Origin of the sequence: Bosea sp. AS-1 (assembly GCF_002220095.1) — a bacterium.
Taxonomy (GTDB): Bacteria; Pseudomonadota; Alphaproteobacteria; order Rhizobiales; family Beijerinckiaceae; genus Allobosea.
This window is the reverse complement of the sequence record NZ_CP022372.1, coordinates 3,207,081-3,225,151: the sequence shown is the minus strand read 5'-3', so window position 1 is coordinate 3,225,151 and position 18,071 is coordinate 3,207,081. Positions and strand designations below refer to the sequence as shown.

15 protein-coding genes are annotated in these 18,071 nt (G+C 65.3%); 2 read left to right on the top strand and 13 right to left on the bottom strand.

Translation table 11 applies throughout. The features are described from left to right. Window positions 1–43: 43 nt before the first annotated feature. The 10 genes from CE453_RS17115 to CE453_RS17070 form a co-directional block, all read right to left on the bottom strand. Entirely contained in the window at window positions 44–1,315 is a 1,272-nt protein-coding gene (locus tag CE453_RS17115; RefSeq protein ID WP_089175674.1) for an ABC transporter substrate-binding protein, read from the bottom strand. Window positions 1,316–1,402: 87 nt separating this feature from the next. Next, window positions 1,403–2,278, bottom strand: coding sequence for a carbohydrate ABC transporter permease (locus CE453_RS17110; protein ID WP_089175673.1), 876 nt, complete (start codon window positions 2,276–2,278; stop codon window positions 1,403–1,405). Further along, window positions 2,278–3,201, bottom strand: coding sequence for a carbohydrate ABC transporter permease (locus tag CE453_RS17105; protein ID WP_089175672.1), 924 nt, complete (start codon window positions 3,199–3,201; stop codon window positions 2,278–2,280). Before CE453_RS17105 ends, CE453_RS17110 begins: the two co-directional genes overlap by 1 nt. 2 nt (window positions 3,202–3,203) lie before the next feature. Then, window positions 3,204–4,391 (bottom strand): ABC transporter ATP-binding protein, encoded by a 1,188-nt coding sequence (locus CE453_RS17100; protein WP_089175671.1) that lies wholly within the window; start codon window positions 4,389–4,391, stop codon window positions 3,204–3,206. 80 nt (window positions 4,392–4,471) lie between these two features. Beyond that, complete coding sequence (locus CE453_RS17095; RefSeq protein ID WP_089175670.1) at window positions 4,472–5,293, bottom strand: metallophosphoesterase family protein; 822 nt, start codon at window positions 5,291–5,293, stop codon at window positions 4,472–4,474. A 416-nt stretch (window positions 5,294–5,709) separates the two neighbouring features. Beyond that, window positions 5,710–6,642: a 3,5-dioxohexanoate:acetyl-CoA acetone transferase gene (gene kce / locus CE453_RS17090; RefSeq protein ID WP_089175669.1), complete on the bottom strand. Its 933-nt coding sequence runs from the start codon at window positions 6,640–6,642 to the stop codon at window positions 5,710–5,712. 33 nt (window positions 6,643–6,675) lie between these two features. After that, window positions 6,676–7,617 carry a 3-hydroxyacyl-CoA dehydrogenase gene (locus tag CE453_RS17085; RefSeq protein ID WP_089175668.1) on the bottom strand — a complete coding sequence of 314 codons (942 nt, stop codon included), beginning with the start codon at window positions 7,615–7,617 and terminating at the stop codon, window positions 6,676–6,678. Window positions 7,618–7,661: 44 nt separating this feature from the next. Next, complete coding sequence (locus CE453_RS17080) at window positions 7,662–10,187, bottom strand: branched-chain amino acid ABC transporter ATP-binding protein/permease (protein WP_089175667.1); 2,526 nt, start codon at window positions 10,185–10,187, stop codon at window positions 7,662–7,664. A 7-nt stretch (window positions 10,188–10,194) separates the two neighbouring features. Continuing rightward, window positions 10,195–11,070 (bottom strand): branched-chain amino acid ABC transporter permease, encoded by an 876-nt coding sequence (locus CE453_RS17075; protein WP_089175666.1) that lies wholly within the window; start codon window positions 11,068–11,070, stop codon window positions 10,195–10,197. Between the two features lie 156 nt (window positions 11,071–11,226). Further along, on the bottom strand, window positions 11,227–12,483 hold the full coding sequence (locus CE453_RS17070; RefSeq protein ID WP_089175665.1) for an ABC transporter substrate-binding protein: 1,257 nt from the start codon (window positions 12,481–12,483) through the stop codon (window positions 11,227–11,229). A 101-nt stretch (window positions 12,484–12,584) separates the two neighbouring features. Here CE453_RS17070 and CE453_RS17065 point away from each other — a divergent pair, with 101 nt between their 5' ends. Continuing rightward, window positions 12,585–13,349: a GntR family transcriptional regulator gene (locus tag CE453_RS17065; protein WP_089175664.1), complete on the top strand. Its 765-nt coding sequence runs from the start codon at window positions 12,585–12,587 to the stop codon at window positions 13,347–13,349. 33 nt (window positions 13,350–13,382) lie between these two features. Then, the gene (locus tag CE453_RS17060; RefSeq protein WP_089175663.1) at window positions 13,383–14,162 is read left to right on the top strand and encodes an SDR family oxidoreductase; all 780 of its coding nucleotides are present in this window, start codon (window positions 13,383–13,385) and stop codon (window positions 14,160–14,162) included. Window positions 14,163–14,189: 27 nt separating this feature from the next. On the opposite strand, the gene CE453_RS17055 is transcribed toward CE453_RS17060, so the two are convergent. Genes CE453_RS17055 through CE453_RS17045 form a run of 3 tightly spaced genes read right to left on the bottom strand, consistent with a single transcriptional unit; the run spans window position 14,190 to window position 18,036 of the window. Further along, on the bottom strand, window positions 14,190–15,431 hold the full coding sequence (locus CE453_RS17055) for an MFS transporter (RefSeq protein WP_089175662.1): 1,242 nt from the start codon (window positions 15,429–15,431) through the stop codon (window positions 14,190–14,192). Next, the gene (locus CE453_RS17050; RefSeq protein WP_089175661.1) at window positions 15,428–15,799 is read right to left on the bottom strand and encodes a hypothetical protein; all 372 of its coding nucleotides are present in this window, start codon (window positions 15,797–15,799) and stop codon (window positions 15,428–15,430) included. Before CE453_RS17050 ends, CE453_RS17055 begins: the two co-directional genes overlap by 4 nt. 2 nt (window positions 15,800–15,801) lie before the next feature. Next, entirely contained in the window at window positions 15,802–18,036 is a 2,235-nt protein-coding gene (locus CE453_RS17045) for a TonB-dependent receptor (RefSeq protein ID WP_198302129.1), read from the bottom strand. Window positions 18,037–18,071: the final 35 nt, after the last annotated feature.

Genomic DNA, 18,071 nt, shown 5'->3' with positions numbered 1-18,071 from the left:
GGCTCTCGTGCCGGGCGGCCTCGTCAATGAGCGAAACCTTGGCTCACTTCATCAGGGCTTCGGTCTCGGAGACGATGCGCTCGATACCAGCCTTGGGCTGGATCTCGCCGCGCATCACGCCGGCGATGACCTCGCGCTGCTGGCGCCAGATGCGCACCGAGTTGCCGCCCGGATAGCCCTCCCACGGCGCAGCGCGGGAAACCTGTCCGTTGATGGTCCGGAAATTGGCATTCGCCTTGTAGAACGGACCGAGGAAGGCGTCCTCGCCGGCACGCAGGTTCGTCGGCATGTAGCCAGCGGTCTCGACGACGATCTTCTGGGCTTCAGGGCCGGTGACGAACTTGATGAACTCCCAGGCGGCTTTCTGCTTGGCCGGATCCTTGGCAGTGATCAGAGCCGCGTTGCCGCCGGTCGGCAGCTTGCCCTTGGCCTTGTCGTCGACCGGGAACAGGGCGGTCTTCAGGGTGAAGCGGTCGCCGATCAGATCCGTGACCTGGCGCAGGCGGGCAGGGGTATCGAAGAAGATGCCGATCTTGCCCGCAATGAACTGCTGGCGGGACTGGTCCCAGTCGATCAGCGGCATGCCGCCCTCGGTCACGAAGCTGCGCAACATGGCGAGCGTCTTCTCGCCGACCTCGCCGCCGAACGCGACCTTCTTGCCGTCGGCCGAGAGCATCGAGTGGCCGCCCTGCAGGATCACGCCGCGCCAGAGCCAGTCGTCCGGCCAGTCGTGGATGTTGTAGGCGAGGCCAGCGGTGTCGCCGCTATGGATCTTCTTGGCGAGGGCGACGATATCGGCCCAGTTGTCCGGCATCTTCTCGGGGTCGCCACCGGCCTTCTTCACCAGCTCGGCGTTGAAATACATCAGCGGTGTCGAGGCGTTGAAGGCGAGGCCGACCTGCTTGCCGTTGACCTGGCCGAGCGAGAGCAAGGCGTCGGAATAGTTGGCCTTTCGCCAGTCTTCCGGTTCGGCCTTGAGCAGCGGGCCGAGATCGACGATCTGCTTGCGCTTGTCGAGCGCCTCGGTGAGCTCTGTCAGCAGGTGGAAGCCGGAATAGTAGACGTCCGGCAGCTGGTTGGTGACGGACTGGCGCAGCATGGCCTGATGGCCTTCGTCGTAGCTCGCGGCCGGCGCCCGGAAATTGATCTTGATGTCGGGGTGCTTCTTCATGAATTCCGCGGCGATCGGCTCGTGGAATTTCGCGAAGGCCGGGAAGGCATAGAGCACGTCGAGCGTGACTTGCTCTGCCCTGGCGGCGGTCGAGGCGACGAGGGCGAGCGCTGCTGCGGCAAGAGCTTTGCCGAGAGGTTTCATGCGTGATCTCCTTGGCGAGGACAGCGGGGCTGTCGGGTTGCGTTGTTTCAGGCCTGAACGTCTTGGGGGCGGCCGGCGGCGCGGCCGCTACTTCACCCCGGTCATGGTGATGCCGTCGATGAATCGGCGCCTCGCGACGAGGAAGGCGATGACGAGCGGCGCGGTCAGAATGGTGGCTGCAGCTGTCAGCGCACCGTAGTTCGATCCGGTCTCGGCATCGGCGAAGAACATCATTCCGAGTGGAGGCGGCGCGAGCTTGGCGTCCGAGATGACGATCAGCGGCCAGTAGAGGTCGTTCCAGTGCGCCACGGCCGAGAAGACCGAGAAGGCGGCGATCGCCGGCCAGGCGCTCGGCGTGACGATGCGCCAGACGATCTCGAACTCGCTCATGCCGTCCAGTCGGGCGGCATTGATGATGTCGTCGGGAAAGCTGCGGAAGAACTGGCGGAACAGGAAGATGGCGAAGACCGACAGGAAGAACGGCACCATCATCGAGAAATAGGTGTTGAGCAGCCCGAGCTGGGCCAGCGCGATATAGAGCGGCATCGCCGGCACCTGCACCGGGATGCACAGGCCGAGCAGCACCAGCACGAAAAGCAGGTTGCGGCCGGGGAAGTTCAGCTTCGCCAGCGCATAGGCGCAGGGGATCGCGACGAGAAGCTGCACGATCAGGATGCCGCCACAGAGGATGACGCCATTCAGCGCGAAGCGCAGCAGCGGCGCCTTCTCCATGGCGAAGCTGTAGTTCTGCAGGCCGTAGAATTGCTTCGGCCACAGCGATATCTCGGCGCTGAAGATCTCGGCCGGCGGCTTGATCGAGGTCACCAGCATCCAGACGAAAGGCGCCAGCATGAAGATTGCGCCGGCGATCAGAACGCCATGGACCAGTGCCAGCGTCAGAAAGCGACGCAGCGCCGAATGGGCGGGCGCGGCCGGCACGGCGGAGAGGGCGAGCACGGTCATCAGTAGTGCACCTTCTTGTCGAGGGCGAAGGTCTGCACGGCCGAGAAGACGAGGATGAAGGCGAGGAAGATGAAGGTCAGCGCCGCGGCGTAGCCGGTGTGGAAATACTGAAAGCCTTCGAGATAGACGTTGTAGAGGAGCACCTCGGTGGAGCCGACCGGGCCGCCGCGCGTCATCACCGCCACCGTATCGAAGATCTTGAAGGCGGTGATCATCGTCGTGACGAGGACGAACATCGTCGTCGGCCCGAGCAGTGGCCAGGTGATGGTCAGGAAGCGGTCGATCCCGCTCGAGCAGCCGTCGATATCGGCTGCCTCGTAGAGATCGCGTGGGATCGCGGTGAGCCCGGCCAGGAACAGGATCATGTTGAAGCCGATGAGCTGCCAGATGCCGATCACGGCGAGCGTCGCCAGGGCTGTCGAAGGCTCGCTGAGAAAGGCGATCGGCCCGATTCCGAGCCATTTCAGCAGCCCGTTGACCGGTCCGAGCGAGGGGTGCAGCAGGAACTGCCAGACGGTGGCCATGGCGATCAGCGTCGAGGTCACCGGCAGGAAGTAGATGACCTCGTAGAGCGAGCGCGTGCGCTTGCGCCGATGCACCAGCACGGCGATCAGCAGCGCGCCGAGCACGCCGCCCGGCACGACGATGGCGACGTAAAGGAGCGTATTGACCAGCGAGCGCCGGATGACGGGGTCGCCCAGCGCCTTCTGGAAATTGGCGAGCCCGACCCAGTCCATGTCGACGCCGCCGAATTCGTAGTTCGTCAGGCTGAGCCAGAACAGTACCGCCAGCGGTAGCAGGATCGTCAGCAGCAGCAGGACGAAGGCCGGCAAGGCAAAGCCGAGACCTGTGAAGCGCTCGATCCAGAGCCGGCGGCGCGTGGCGGAGGCGAACCCGGCGGGTGAGGCGAGGGCCAGTGTCATACTCAGGCCCTCAGCGGCACGACGGAGCCGGTCGCGGTGCCCTGGCTGCGCGGCTCGATGCGTTCCCCATCGGCCGCGAAGACATGAGCTGCGGCCTCGTCGAAGCCGAGCGTGACCTCCGCGGTCTTGTTTACGCTGGCTGCCACAGCCGGCGTCGCGCGCATCGTCACGCCGGTCGCGTCGCGCCCGGCCAGGTCAAAGTGCAGCACATACTCCGAACCGAGATTCTCCTTGCGCCGCAGGCGGGCAGAGAACCAGGCGCGGCCGCTGCCGCCAGGCTCGCCCTGCACCAGCGAGAGCGCTTCGGAGCGGACGCCGAGGGTCACGGCCTGCCCCTGTGCCAACGGGAGAGCGAGCGCCAGCGGGCGTCCGAAGAGCTCGACACGGCCGCCGCCAGCGACCGTCGCGGGGAGCAGGTTGATGGCGGGGCTGCCGATGAACTGCGCGACCTTGAGCGAGGCCGGCTTCTCGTAGAGTTGCGAAGGCGTGCCGAGCTGCAGGACGGAGCCCGAATCCATCATCGCGACCCGATCCGACATCGTCATCGCCTCGACCTGGTCATGCGTCACGTAGATGAAGGTCGTGCCGAGACGCTTGTGCAGCTCGGCAAGCTCGGTGCGCATATGGACGCGTAGCTTGGCGTCGAGATTGGAGAGCGGTTCGTCCATCAGGAAGACGTCGGGGTTGCGCACCATGGCGCGCCCGAGCGCGACGCGCTGCCGCTGGCCGCCGGAAAGTTGAGCTGGCTTGCGGTCGAGCAGGTGACCGAGCTGCAGCTGTGCCGCCACGGCCGTGACATCGGCTTCGATGCCCCGCATCACCGTTCGACGCTGCGCCGATAGCAGCCGCAACAGCGGCAATCGTTGCCAGAGCTTGAGCCGCGACATCGTCAACGGCAGGGCGATGTTCGCTCCCACGCTCATATGCGGATAGAGCGCATAGGACTGGAACACCATCGCGACGCGCCGCTCATGCGGGCGCAGATGGTCCACCGGATTGCCACCGATGGCGACGCTGCCGCTGTCCTGATGCTCAAGCCCGGCGATGATCCGGATGAGCGTCGATTTTCCGCAGCCGGACGGGCCGACCAGTGTCAGGAATTCACCATCGGCGATATCGAGATCGACACCGCCGAGAACCTTCGTCGCTCCGAAGGATTTGGCGATGCCATTGAGGACGACCTTGGCCATGTCGTTCGCCTTTCTGTGGCCCTCTGGGCTCGTCGTTGGGCGGGTCTTGCTGGCTGCTCAGAGGCGGCCGGGCGGACGTATCAGGCGGCGCGCGGCGGGTAGACCTCATGGAGGACATCGTCGATCCAGAGCGTCTTCAGGGCCGGAATCTGGTGAATCGCGGCAGAGAAATTCCGGCCGTCGAATTCGTAGCGGACGGCGCCGAGCGTTGTCGTTCCAGCCATGCCGGCCTGTGTTTCCGGGCCTACGACGAAGCCGGAGGAGGGCCCCCAGATGTAGCGCGTGCCTGAGATCGTGAAGTCATGCGCGCGATGTAGATGGCCGCTGGCGACAAAGGCGACCTCGTGGCGGTGAACGAGATCGAGCAGATGTGCGCGCGGTCGCGGCGGCACGCTCCAATAGCCCTTGTCACCCTCGTCGGGTGCTTCGATGAAGAGTGGGCGATGCAGGAACCAGCCTAGCCGCCGGCCTTGCGCTTCGGCGATCTGCCGATCGAGCCAGGCGAGCTGGCGTCTTTCCTCGGCCTCGTCGCTGCCGAACAGCATCGAATTGAGGCCGATCAGCCGCCAGTTCTCGATGTCGCGCGCCCAGAAGTCCTCGCCGAGATGGCTGCGCCAGCGCGTCAGGCGTGCGTCGTTCACCGGTTGATGCGGGTGATAGGCCTCACCAACGTCATGATTGCCGGGGACACTGAGGACGGGCGCGCCGAGCGTGTCGAGCAGCGTCCGGCAATGGCGCATGTCCTCGTCGAGATCGGCACCGTCGACGGTGACGTCACCGGTATGGACGATGAGGTCGGGGGTCTCCGCCGCCAGCCAACTTGTCAGCGGTTGCCAGTTGCAGGCGAAATGCTGTTTTGTCGGGCTGAGATGGGTGTCGGAAATCTGAACGACCCGCTGCATGGCTTCCCTCCGGAACACGCCGCCGATACCGGCAACGGTCTGCCTCCGTGACGTGCGGGGCAGCGGTTTTGCCATGGATCATACAAATGAATGTTTGATGACACAAATGTATTTTCAGGAGCATTATCGCTCGCCCTGACGCGACAAGGCTCTCCAGATGCAGGCACAGCTTATCAGCTACGGGAGCGCGCAATCGCGGGGACTGTCACCGCGTTATATCGAGCGCTCGGCCTGAGCCCGCGTCTCGGCCCATGCGTTCCAGGCAAAGCCAGATGAGCTCTGCCCCAATCGGTGCCCATCCGCGACATCGTCAGACGTAGAGGCCGGGAACAAAGCGTTCTCTCGTCCGCTCGGCAGCGTGCGGAATCGCTGAATCCATCGCCGCGGGCCGCAGCTCGGGCGTAGGGAACAGGGTTTTAGAACGCCACCTTGTCCGGCCCCTTGAGCTGAAGCGCTTCGCGGGCTTCGGCCGGGGTCGCAATCTCCAAGCCCAGGCCTTCGACGATCTGTCGCGCGGCGCGGACCTGGTCGGCGTTCGACTTCGCAAGCTGGCCGGGGCCAAGCCAGAGCGAATCCTCCAGGCCGACACGCAGATTGCCTCCCATCGAGACGGCCATGGCCGCGATCGCCAACTGATGGCGCCCCGCTCCCAGGACCGACCAATGGTAGTCCTCGCCGAAGAGCCGGTCCGCGGTGCGCTTCATATGGGCGACGTCCTCGGGATGGGGACCGATGCCGCCGAGGATGCCGAAGACCGACTGAACGAAGAAGGGAGGCTTCACCAGGCCGCGATCGGCAAAATGGGCGAGCGTATAGAGATGACCGATGTCATAGCACTCGATCTCGAAGCGCGTGCCGTTCTCGGCGCAGGTCGTCAGGATGTTCTCGATGTCCTGGAAGGTGTTCTTGAAGATCCGGTCCTTCGAGCCTTCGAGATAGGGCCGTTCCCAATCGTGCTGGAACTCCTTGAACCGCCCCAGCATCGGATAGAGGCCGAAATTCATCGACCCCATGTTGAGCGATGCGACCTCCGGCTTGAAATGCGCGCAGGGTTGCAGGCGCTCCTCGACGCTCATGGTCGGCGCGCCGCCGGTCGTGATGTTGATGACGGCGTCGCAGCGCTGCTTGATCACCTTGAGGAAAGGCTCGAAGGCTTCCGGCGACTGGTCGGGCTGGCCGGTCTTCGGGTTGCGGGCGTGAACATGAACGAGTGCTGCGCCGGCCTCTGCGGCGCCAACGGCAGCGTCGATGATCTCCTGCGGCGTCACCGGGAGGTAAGGCGACATCGACGGGGTGTGGATCGCGCCCGTCACCGCGCAGGTGATCATGACTTTGCGGCTCTTGGCCATGGTTCCGTTCCTCTTCTCGCGCGGATCTTTGTCTCAATCGGGCTTGCGGGCCGCGGCGCGCTTGTGGGCGCGCAGGGCGGCGAGCCGTCCGTCGCGCCAGTCGCTCAGGCGCTTGACGCGTTCAGCCGATTGCGTGCCGCGCCACTCGCGCATCACCTCGGCAACCGTCGACGCCTCGAACGGGTTGCCGAGCCCCCCGGACGACTTGACCATGCGGTCGAGCGAAGCTGCGTAGCGGGAACAGTAATCCGGGATGCCGCCGGGAGCATTGAGCTCGATCGTCTCGAACGGACCCATGAAGGCCCAGCGCAGCCCGAGCCCGTCGCGGATCGTCTTGTCGACATCCTCCGCACTGGCGACGCCTTCACCGACGAGGCGGAAGGCCTCTGCCAGCAGCACAGCCTGCAGGCGGTTGAGGACAAAACCGGCCTTCTCCTTGCGCAGCGTGATCGGTACCTGTCCCGCCTTCTCATAGATCGCCTTGGCACGCTCGACGATGGCAGGGTCGGTCCAGGGGGCCGGCGCGATCTCGACGATCGGAACGAGATGCGGCGGGTTCACCGGATGGCCGACGAGGCAGCGGGCGCGACCCTTCAGGCCTTCGCTGAAGACCGAGGCCATGATGAAGGAGGTCGATGAAGCGAGGATCGTGTCCGGAGCGGCAAGCTCGTCCATTTCGGCGAAGAGCGCGCGCTTGGCCTCGACGGTTTCCGGCCCGTTCTCCTGCACGAAGCCGGCGCCCGAGAGGGCATCCGCCAGATCCGACGCGACCCGGATGCGGGCCAGTGCGCCGTTCGGATCTTCGACGAGTCCGTGTTCGGCCAGCTCGCCGAGATTGGTGGCGATGTGAGCTCTCGCCGCATCGGCAGCGCCGGGTACGACGTCATGCAAGGCGACGTCGAAGCCGTGGCTGGCAAAGACGGTCGCCCAGGCGCGGCCGATCAGGCCGGAACCGACGATGGCGATCTTGGTCATTGAAACATGTCCTTGCGCAAGCTTGGGAGTCGGATGGCCGCGGTTCATAGCCAGAGAACCTGCCGACGCAGCACCAGATCCTGGCTGAGCGCCCGCGATGGGCCGATATGCGTGACCTGCCCGCGCTCCAGCACGACCGTACGGTCGGAGAGCGCCAGTGCCAGGTCGAGATGATGGTCGACGATCACGATCGCGATCTCCCGGCGCAGCTTGTCGAAGGCCTCGAAGAGTTCCTCGACCACTGCGGGCGCCAGCCCCTCGAACGGCTCGTCCAGGAGCAGCACCCGGGTGTCGCCGGAAAGCGCGCGGGCCACCGCCACCATTTGCTGTTCGCCGCCGGAGAGATAGTCGGCCGGCGAGTTCCAGCGCTCGCGGATGCGCGGGAAGAACGAGAAAATCTTCTCGTCCTCCCAATGCGTGCCGTTGCCGGTGAGCCGCCGCAGCCGGCCGAGCTCCATGTTGTCCTTGACGCTCATCCCTGCGAAGAGGCCGCGTCCCTGCGGCACATAGGCGACGCCGGCCCGAGCTATGGCGGCTGGCGTCTGCCGCGCGATCTCCGCACCGGCGAGCCGGATGCTGCCGTCTGCCGGCGGCGCTATGCCTGTGATGGTCTTGAGCAGCGTCGATTTGCCGGCGCCGTTGCGCCCGAGCAGCGCCACGATCTCATTGTCGTGCACGTCGAATGAGACGTCGCGCAGGATGTGGCTCTTGCCATAGAAGGTATCGACATCCTTCAGGCCGAGCAGCACGGCCTCGCCCGCCGCACTCTCGCGCGGCTTCGCCGCCAGCGCATGCGCGCCCGATCCGATATAGATTTCCTGCACCTTGGCCGAGGAGCGCGCATCCTCGACCGTGCCATCGACCAGAACGCTGCCGTCGTTCATCACTGTGACATGGTCGGCAATGGCGAAGACGCGGTCGATGTCGTGCTCCACGAGCAGAACCGGCAGCTCGGTCGAGATCGACTTGATCAGGTTGCCGACACGTTCCCGCTCGGCCGCAGCGAGGCCGGCCAGCGGTTCGTCGAGCAGCAGCACGCGCGGACTCGTCGCCAGCGCCAGCGACATGTCGAGCAGGCGCTGGCCGCCATAGCTGAGCGAGCCCGCCTCGGCACGCTCGATACCCGACAGCCCCATCGTCGCGATGACCTGACGTGTCTCGTCGTTGACCTGTCCGAGGCCGGCAGCCGCGTGCCAGAAACCGAAGCGCTCGGGCGCCCGTGCCTGCACCGAGAGCCTGACATTCTCGGCCACAGAGAGTGAAGGGAAGAGGTTGGTGATCTGGAAGGCGCGGCCGATGCCGGCGCGTGTGATCGCATCGGGGCTGAGACCCGCGACGTTGTGATCGCGCAGGCGCACCGCGCCACGGTCGGGCGTGAACATGCCGGAAATCAGGTTGAAGGCAGTCGTCTTGCCCGCGCCGTTCGGGCCGATCAGCGCGTGCAGCCGGCGGTCACGCATGGCAAAGCTGACATCCTCTACTGCCTTGATGCCGCCAAAGCTCTTGGCGAGGCCGCTCGCGGTCAGGATCGTGCCGTCGCCGGCATCGCCCGGCTTCATGAAGGCCGGCAATTCGACGGCGCCGGCCTTGCGGGCCGACATCGCCGCATCTTCCGCGGGCGTCTTTCGGAAGGGCTTGAGCAGGCGCTGGCCGACGCCGACCAGCCCGTCCGGCGAGAAGACGATGAAGGCGACGAAGAGCAGGCCGAACCAGAGCAGCCAGTTCTCGGTCGCGCTCGAAAGGTAGTCGCGGAAGACGACGAAGAAGAGGGCACCCAGTGCCGGCCCGAGGAACGAGCGCATGCCCCCGATCACCACCATCGCCAGCAACTCGCCGGAGAAGGCGACCGAGATCGGGTCGGCCGAGGTCATCCGATTGTTGAACAGCAGTAGCGTGCCGGCCAGCCCGGTCAGCGCAGCCGAGACCGTGAAGGCGACGATCTTGTAGCGCGTGGTGGCATAGCCGAGGAAGCGGGCGCGCTGCTCGTTCTCGCGGATGGCGACGAGCACGGTGCCGATCGGCGAGCGCTGGAAACGCCAGAGCAGGTAGACGACGCCGAAGCCGATGAACGCTACCAGCGTGTAGAAGGGCAGGGCGGTCTCGAAGTCGATGTCGCCGAAGAGAGGGCGTTTGATCCCGCCCAGCCCATCCTCGCCGCCGGTCACCGAGGTCCAGCGGAAGGCGACCGAATAGACCATCGCCGCGAGCGCCAGGGTTAGAAGCGAGAAATAGACGCCGCGTCGGCGCAGGATCAGCGCTCCGAAGGCCAACGCGATCAGGGCGACAAGCGCGACCGCCAGCAGGACCGGCAGCACGAACTGGCCGGGGAACCAGTTGCGCTGCATCAGCCCGGCGGCATAGGCGGCGATGCCGAACCAGGCGCCGTGTCCGAAGGAGACAAGGCCGGTGGTGCCGACGAGGATGTTGAGCGCCATGCAGGCGATGGCGAAGACCACGACCTCGGTGGCGGAGGTGGTGCCAAGACCGATCAGATGCATCAGCGACGGCAGCGCGACGAGCGCGATCGCGGATGCGACGAGCGGAAGATAGTCGCGGGCGGAAGGGCTCATCGCGGCCTCACTCGAAGCGCTGGATGCGCTCGCCGAACAGGCCGCGCGGACGGAAGAGCAGGACGAGCAGCATCATCAGATAGATCACCGCCGTCGACCACTGCGTGTAGCCGAGGCCGATGGTGACGCCCTTGACCAGGCCGACCATCAGCGCAGCGACGACGACGCCCCAGAAGGAGCCGAGGCCGCCGATGACGACCACGACGAAGGCCGGGGTGATGATCTCCTGCCCCATCGCGGGATGGATCGAATAGATCGGCGCGAGCAGCACGCCGGCGAGCCCGGCCAGGCCGATGCCGATGCCCGCCACCGCCATCATATAGGGCTGCAGCGAGATGCCGAGCGCGCCGACCATGTCCGGGTTCTGCACGCCAGCCCGCACGACCCGGCCGAAGGAGGTTCGCTGCAACAGGAACCAGAGGCCGATCACGCAGGCGGCGGCGATGACGATCAGCAGCGCGCGGTAGCGCGAATAGATGAAGTCGCCGATGAAGAGCTGCCCGCGCAGCGCCGTCGGGATCGAGAAGGAGAGGGGTGGAGCACCGAAGATCATGCGCAGCGCCTGTTCCGCGACCATGGCAAGACCGAAGGTCAGAAGCAGCGAAAGGATCGGGTCGCGCCGGTAGAAGTGCTGGAACAGGCCGCGCTCGATCACAATGCCGATCAGCGCGACCAGCAGTGGCGAAGCGATGATCGCTCCGCCAAAGCCGAGATACGGTGCCAGCACGATCGTGAGATAGGCGCCGATCGCATAGAAGGCGCCATGCGCCAGGTTGACGATGCCGCCGAGCGAAAAGATCAGCGACAGGCCGAGCGCGATCAGGAGGTAGTAGACCCCGTCAAGCAGCCCGTTCAGCACCTGCTGGATGAAAAGCGTGAGCAAGGGACGGCCTTTGCAGTTTCGATCCGTCGATCACCCGGTCATTCCGGGCGATCGAGGGAGGCGCGAGATCCATGCCGGAACGGTTCAGGCATGGATCCCGGATCGGTGCCGCTGGTGCGGCTTGCCCGGAATGACTCCGCAGTCGAGGGAGGGGGCTCAGCTCATCTTGCAGACGGCTTCGTCGCCCTGGGTGGCGATCACCTCCATGTCCTCATTCGGGCCGGGCACCGGGGGCGACGAGGTGAAGAGGTCCCACTGGTTCTTGACCTGTGCCGCCGGCAGCGCGGTGATCGTGTACATCTCGCTGATGAGCTGATGGTCGGAGGCGCGGAAATAGCCCTGGCGCGGCTTCATCACGTCGAACTTCGCGCCTTTTTCCAGATGCTCGAGGATCTTGGCGGTGTCTGTCGACTTCAGCTCGTTCATCGACTGGGCCATGACCTTGACGCCGACATAGTCGCCCCAGGCCTGGTTCTCCGGCGGCTTGCCGTATTTCTTGGTGAAGGCGGCGACGAAGGCCTTGCTTGACGGCGTATCGATCAGGTGATGCCAGACGCAAGGCCAGATACCGCCGAAATTGTCCTTGCCAGCGGCCCAGGCGAGGGCGGTATCGAAACCGAAGCCGGCGACCGGGAAGGTCAGGCCGAACTCGGAATACTGCTTGAGGAAATTGGTGATCTGGTTGCCGGCGAGATTGGAGATAACGAGATCAGGCTTCGCCGCGCGGATCTCCAGCAGCAAGGCCGAGAAGTCGGTCGCGTCGGTCGGCACCAGCTTATCGGCGGCGAACTGGCCGCCATTGGCTTCCATGAAGCGCTTGGCGACCTTGCTGAGGTCATGGCCGAAGGCATAGTCGGCGGTGAGCGAGAACCATTTCTTGCCCTTGACCAGGCCCTGCGCCAGCAGGGAGCGGCCGGCGCTCTTCACATACATCGAGTTCTGGTGCTCGACATGGAACATGTAGCGGTTGCAACTCTCCCCGCGCAGCGCATCCGAATTGCCGCCGGTATTGACGAACAGCTTCCTGTTGCGCGCCGCGACCTGCGAGATCGTCAGGCAGGAGGCCGACGAAATCTCGCCGATGATGCAGGCCACCTGGTCGCGCTCGAACATGCGTTCGGCCTTGGTCGAGGCGGTCTGTGGGTTGACCGAATCCTCCTTGAGCGCTTCGAGCTTGCGCCCGTTGACGCCGCCCGCCGCGTTGATCTCTTCGACCGCCAGGTCCACGGCCATCACCCCATATTCGCCGAGTGGCCCGAGGAACCCGGTGCGCGGCGTCAGATGACCGAAGCGGATCGTGTCGGATGTCTGTGCGAGAATGACGGACGGACTTGCGACGAGACTGGTCGCGACGGCTGCCCCTGTTCCCACGAGCGCCTGACGACGCGAAATGCCCTTGATGATCCCAGTCATACGTTCCTCCCAGAACGGTCGCGCCTCGGCGCTTTTTCAGTCTCGTCGCGGCCTCTTAGAACCGCTTGTCGTGATCTGTGATCACAGTTAGGTTGGCAGACATGATCGCCCGAGTCCAGCCCCTCGTCGACCGCAAAGGCGAGCCAGATCCATCCGCTGTGCGGCGGGCATCCGACACGTCCGCGCTCGACGAGGTCGGCTCGCTCTCGCACGAGACGCTCGGCGAGCGTGTCACGGGCGAACTGCGCGAGCTGCTGATCGCCGGACGGTTGGCGCCGGGCGAGAAGCTTTCGCTCAGGCGCGTCGCCGAAGCGCTGGGCGTCTCGATGATGCCGGTGCGCGAAGCCGTCAGCCGGCTCGCAGCCGACAAGGCGCTCGAAGTCCTGCCGGGTCGGGCGGTGCGGGTGCCCGTCCTGACATTGGCGCAGTTTTGCGAGCTGACACGCATCCGCCTCGTCGTCGAGGGGTTCGCTGTCGAAGAAGCGGCCAGGATCGTCACGCCAGTGCAGATCGACGCGATCGAGCGGCATGAGGCTGCCTTCCGCGAGGCGGCGAAAGCCGATCCGCCAGACACTGCCGGGGCGGTCGCGGCCAACCGCCACCTCCATTTCGTGCTCTATGAAGCTGCGGGCATGCCCTCGCTGATCGAGATGATCGAGCGGCTCTGGCTTAAGGCCGGACCCGTCCTCAATCTCGACATGCGCCACGAACCGCGTCGGCTCGACGGCGGCAGTGCGGTGGTCGCACATGCCGCCTTGATCGCGGCGTTGCGCCAGCACGACCCGGCCGCGGCACGCGCGGCGCTGGAGGAAGACATCCGCGCTGCCGCCGATCACATCGAACGCACGGCGCGGCTGGCAGAATGACCATGCGGGTGAGACGAGGAAAGGCTTGAGGCCATGGATCTGATGATCGACGGGTTGCGCGTACTGGTGACGGCCGGCGCGAACGGAATCGGACTGGCGACGGCCCGGGCCTTCGCGGCAGAGGGGGCGAAAGTCCATGTCTGCGATGTCGACGAGGCGGCACTAGCCGCACTGGCCGAGAGCGATCCGGCGATCACCCGCTCGATCTGCGATGTTTCCGATCGCAAGGCCGTTGCACGCCTGTTCGACGAAGCGCTCAGTGCACTCGGCGGTGGACTTGATTGCCTCGTCAACAATGCCGGCATCGCCGGACCCACCGGCCGCGTCGACGAGATCGCGCCGGAAGATTGGGATTCCTGTCTTGCCATTGACCTGACCGGGCAGTTCAACTGCACGCGGCTCGCAGTGGCGCATCTCAAGCAGTCGGGCAACGCTTCGATCGTCAATCTGTCGAGTCAGGCCGGAAAGCACGGTTTTCCGCTGCGCTCTCCGTATGGTGCGGCAAAATGGGGCGTCATCGGCTTTACCAAGGCGCTCGCTGCCGAGCTCGGCGAGTTCGGCATTCGCGCCAATGCGATCTGCCCCGGTCTCGTGGAGGGGCCGCGCATCCAGAGCGTCATCGCCAACAAGGCGCGCAGCTTCAATATCTCGCATGAGGAGATGACAGAACGGCTGTTCGGCGGCGTGTCGATCAAGCGCTTCGTCGATCCAAACGACATCGCCAGGCACATTGTCTTCCTGGCATCGCCGTTCGGACGAACGACCTCTGGCCAGGAGATCTCGGTCTGTGGTGACACCAGGATGCTGGCTTAACCGCCGCATGCCGATGCAGGCGCTCGGTCAGCCCGGTCTTCCGGGCCTGCCGGGCCTGATCATGATCACGGTTGCAACCACCGCTGCCGCCGAGATCGCTGTCGCCAGCGAAAACAGCGCGCCGTAGCCGAGTGCATCGGCGAGTTTACCGGCCAGCATCGAGCCTGCCAGATAGACCAGCATCTGAGCGCAGGCGAGAATGGTGAAGTCGGTCCCCGGCTGGTCGGAGCTCGTCACTGCCATGAACAGCGAATAGAGCGCGACGATCTCCATATAGCGGATCAGCGTTTGAAAGCCGGCGGCGCCGAACAGTGGCCAGGCGCCGACGACAGCGCCCAGCGCATGGCAGGCGAAGAGCAGGAAGCAGAGCGTGCGCATGCCCCCGAGCAAGGCGAGCACGAAGGCGATGCCGCGCCGCTTCACCAGCAAGGCAGCGATCGCCGAGCCGGCGAGGCCCGCGGTCGTCGCAGAAATGCCCGAGAGATAGCCGATCTGGTTCAAGGGCACGCCGGCGTCGACGAGGTAGGAGCCCTCCATCGCCTTCACCAGACCTTCGCTTGCCCGGTAGGTCAGCGCGATCCAGAGGATCCGGCGTGCTTCCGGCCGGCGCAGGAAAGCGCGGATCGAGGGGCGTTTGGTCACTTCGTTCGGCGTCGGGTCGCTCTCGCGCATCATCGCAGCCGCGACGAGCGGCAGCAGCGAGATCGCGGCGATGGTGACGAGCATGCCGGTCCAGCCGATGTGGTGGTGCAGGACGAGGCCCAGCGTGCCGCCGATCACCACGCCGAAAGCGATCGAGCCGCCCTGGATGGCATTGCCGACGGCTCGGTCGGCTTCCGGCAGATATTTCGCGGCATAGCCGTCGGTGGCGATGTCCTGGGTCGAGATCAGCAGCGAGGCAGTAAAGCCGATCGCGATGATCTTGGTGACATCGAACGGTCCGACTGCGATCAAAGCGAGGATGCACAGGATCGTCCCGCTCTGGGTGAGGAAGACCCAGCCGGCCCGGTGCGCTCGCGCAAACGGCCTGATCCGGTCGATCCACGGCGCCCAGGCGAATTTGAGCACCAGCGGCAAGAGCAGGATGCTCATATAACCGATGGAGGTGCGCGAGACGCCGGCCTCCCGCATGATCGGCGGCAGCGCCGCGACGAAGAGGTAAGACGGGATCGCTTGCGCGAGATAGAGCCCGCCAAGCACCGCAAGGAGCCGGTAGCGCGCCGCGTTGCCGGCTGGTGCCGCGCCGATGCTCGCCTCGGTCGCGCTCATGCCGCTCTCCTGTGTTTCAGCAGGAAGGCGCGCGCCGCCGCCTCGTCGGTCTCCAAGCTGATCGGGAAGGGCCACAGCCGGCGGAAGACGTCGGCCATGGCCTCGGTCGCGCCCGGACGCACGATGGCACAGGCATCGCAGAGCGTGCCGAATTGCGCCCGCGTCCGCTTGAACCAGATTGCCTGTTCTCGCTCGCCGGCCTTCGACAGCTTGCGGCCACCGCCGAAGACGGTGAGCAGCAGGAAGGGTTCCTGCCGCCGGCCGAGCTCGGCGAGCGCGTCGAGATAGGCGCGCTCGTCATTGTCGGCATAGGGCGGCGCGAAGCGCAGTGTCACGATGCCGTCGGCGTCTATCTCAAGGCTGACCATGGTCAGAAGGTCTTGCGGAAGCCGAGCGTCACGGTGCGGCCCCAGGCGTAGTTGGCGAGGTTGCGCACCGAGGTCGCGGTCGGGTTCTGATAGTTGCGGTCGAACAGGTTGTTGACCGCGACATAGGCCTCGCCGTCGAGCACCGGGGCGGTGAAGGCGACATTCATGGTGGCCGCACCCTTCAGCCTGTTGCGGGTGCCGCGCAGGTCGGTCGCGACGTTGCGGTCGGAGAATGCTTCACCCTCGACGCGGAGCTGCATGCCATTGCCGAAGCGATAGCTGCCATAAAGCATGCCGCGATAGGGCGAGCCGATGCGGTTGTTCGGCAGGGCACTGTCGAGCTTGCGGTCGCCATTGGTGTCGTAACGGCCCTCGCGCCAGGACAGCACGGTGCCGAGGGTGAACTGCTCGGTCACGGCGACGTCACCGGTCGCCTCGACGCCCCAGATCCGCTCCTTCTGCTGCGAGATCGTGTTGCTCGCCTGGTCGAAGGTGACGCCTTTGCTGGACGTGCTGATGAAGCCGGTCAGCGAGCCCTTGAAGATGCCGTGGCTGCCGCGGATACCAAGCTCGTAACTGTTGACGATCTGAGCCTCCGGCGCGATCGAGGCGTAGCTGATGCCGCGTCGGCTCGCCGGCAGGCAGTTCGGGTTCGCGACCGGGCACGCATAGGCGGTGGAGATGCCCGCCCGCCGTGTGAAAGCACCGACATCGGGCAGCGCGAAGCCCTGCGAGAAGCCGCCGAAGATCTCGCTGCTCTCGGAGAGCTTGACGGTCGCGCCGAGATTGCCCGTCCAGGCCTTGTAGTCGAAGTTTCCGCCGGTGACGTTGAGCGCCGGCAGCACAAAGCTCTGGAAGCCCTGGGCGTTGTTGGCAGCCACCGCCGCATAAGCGGCAGGTCGGACATAGTCGCTGACCCCCAGCGAGAAATACTCGTAGCGCAGGCCGCCGCGCAGGATAATCCGGTCTCCGACCGGAAGCTGTAACTGGCCGAAGGCGGCGCTGGTCGTCTGCTTCAGCGGCGTGAACACGTCCTGGCCATTGCTCAGGGTCTGCCAGGTTTTCTCATGGATGAGGTCGCCGCCCCAGGTGAACTTGGCGCCGGGCAGGATGCGATCGAGCGGCGTATCGATCGTCAGGTTTACGCCGCCGCGCTGCGAATACAGCGTGGTCTGGTTGTCCGGACTCGTCGGCGACGCCGGGTTGAAGGAGTAGTAGACCTGCGAGTTGTAAGGGTATGAGAAGGCGGAATAATTGAAGCGCTTCTTGATGTCGTTGTAGTAGCCGAGCAGGCTTAGCTTGCCGAGGGCGAAGTCGCTGTCGCTGTAGCGCAGCGAGACCGACTTGGTGTCCTCGATGACGTGCTCGCCGGGATAGGGCCGTGTCCGATCGGGTCGGGCGAAGGGAGCGGCGTAGTTGGTCAGGTATTTCGGGTTCTGATCGAAGGCGATCAGGGAGCCCTGCAATTCGATCCGCTTGCTGGCATCGAAGTCATAGCCAAGCTTCGCCAAGAGATTGCCGGCCTTGTAGCGGTCGCCACCACCCTGGCCGAGCAGGCCATCGGAAGGCAGTTCCCGCCCGGCGCCGTCATAGGTGCGGCCAGCGCCACGGGCGCTGCCGGAGATCAGGTAATCGAAGCCATCCGGAATCTTGCCGGAAACGGTGACCGAGGCCTCGGGTGCCAGCGAGCGGCCGAGAGTCTGCGTGAAGCCACGCACAGCGGTATTGATCGTCACGCGCGGCTTGCTGCCATCGGCCGCCTTCTTCGTGATGAAGTTGACCGTGCCGCCCGTTGCGCCGGCGCCGAAGAGGCTGGAGGCGCCCGCGACCACCTCGATGCGTTCGACCGTGTTGAGGTCGATCAGCGAGAGGATGCGGGCGACGTCACGCAGCGGCGTGTTCATCGGCACGCCGTCGATCAGCACGAGGAGGTCACGGCCGCGATAATTTTCCGAGGCACTCGACACCATCTGCGTCGACATCGAGTAGCCGGGTACGAGCTTGCCGAGCGCGGCCGCGGCGTTCGGACTGAACTTCAATTGCTCCTCGATCTGCGCCCGGTCGAGCACCTGGATCGATTGCGGTGTCTCGGCCGTGCTGCGCTCGGTACGCGCCGCCGTGACGGTGATCGTGTCGAGGTCGATCACATTGGATCGAGGTTGGGACGATTGCGCCATCGCGGCCGAAGCGCAAAGCAGAGCCGGCAGACTGAGGGCGAGGGAAGTACGGTTGCTCATGAAGACACCTGTCGTCGTCCGCCCGGGTCGATATT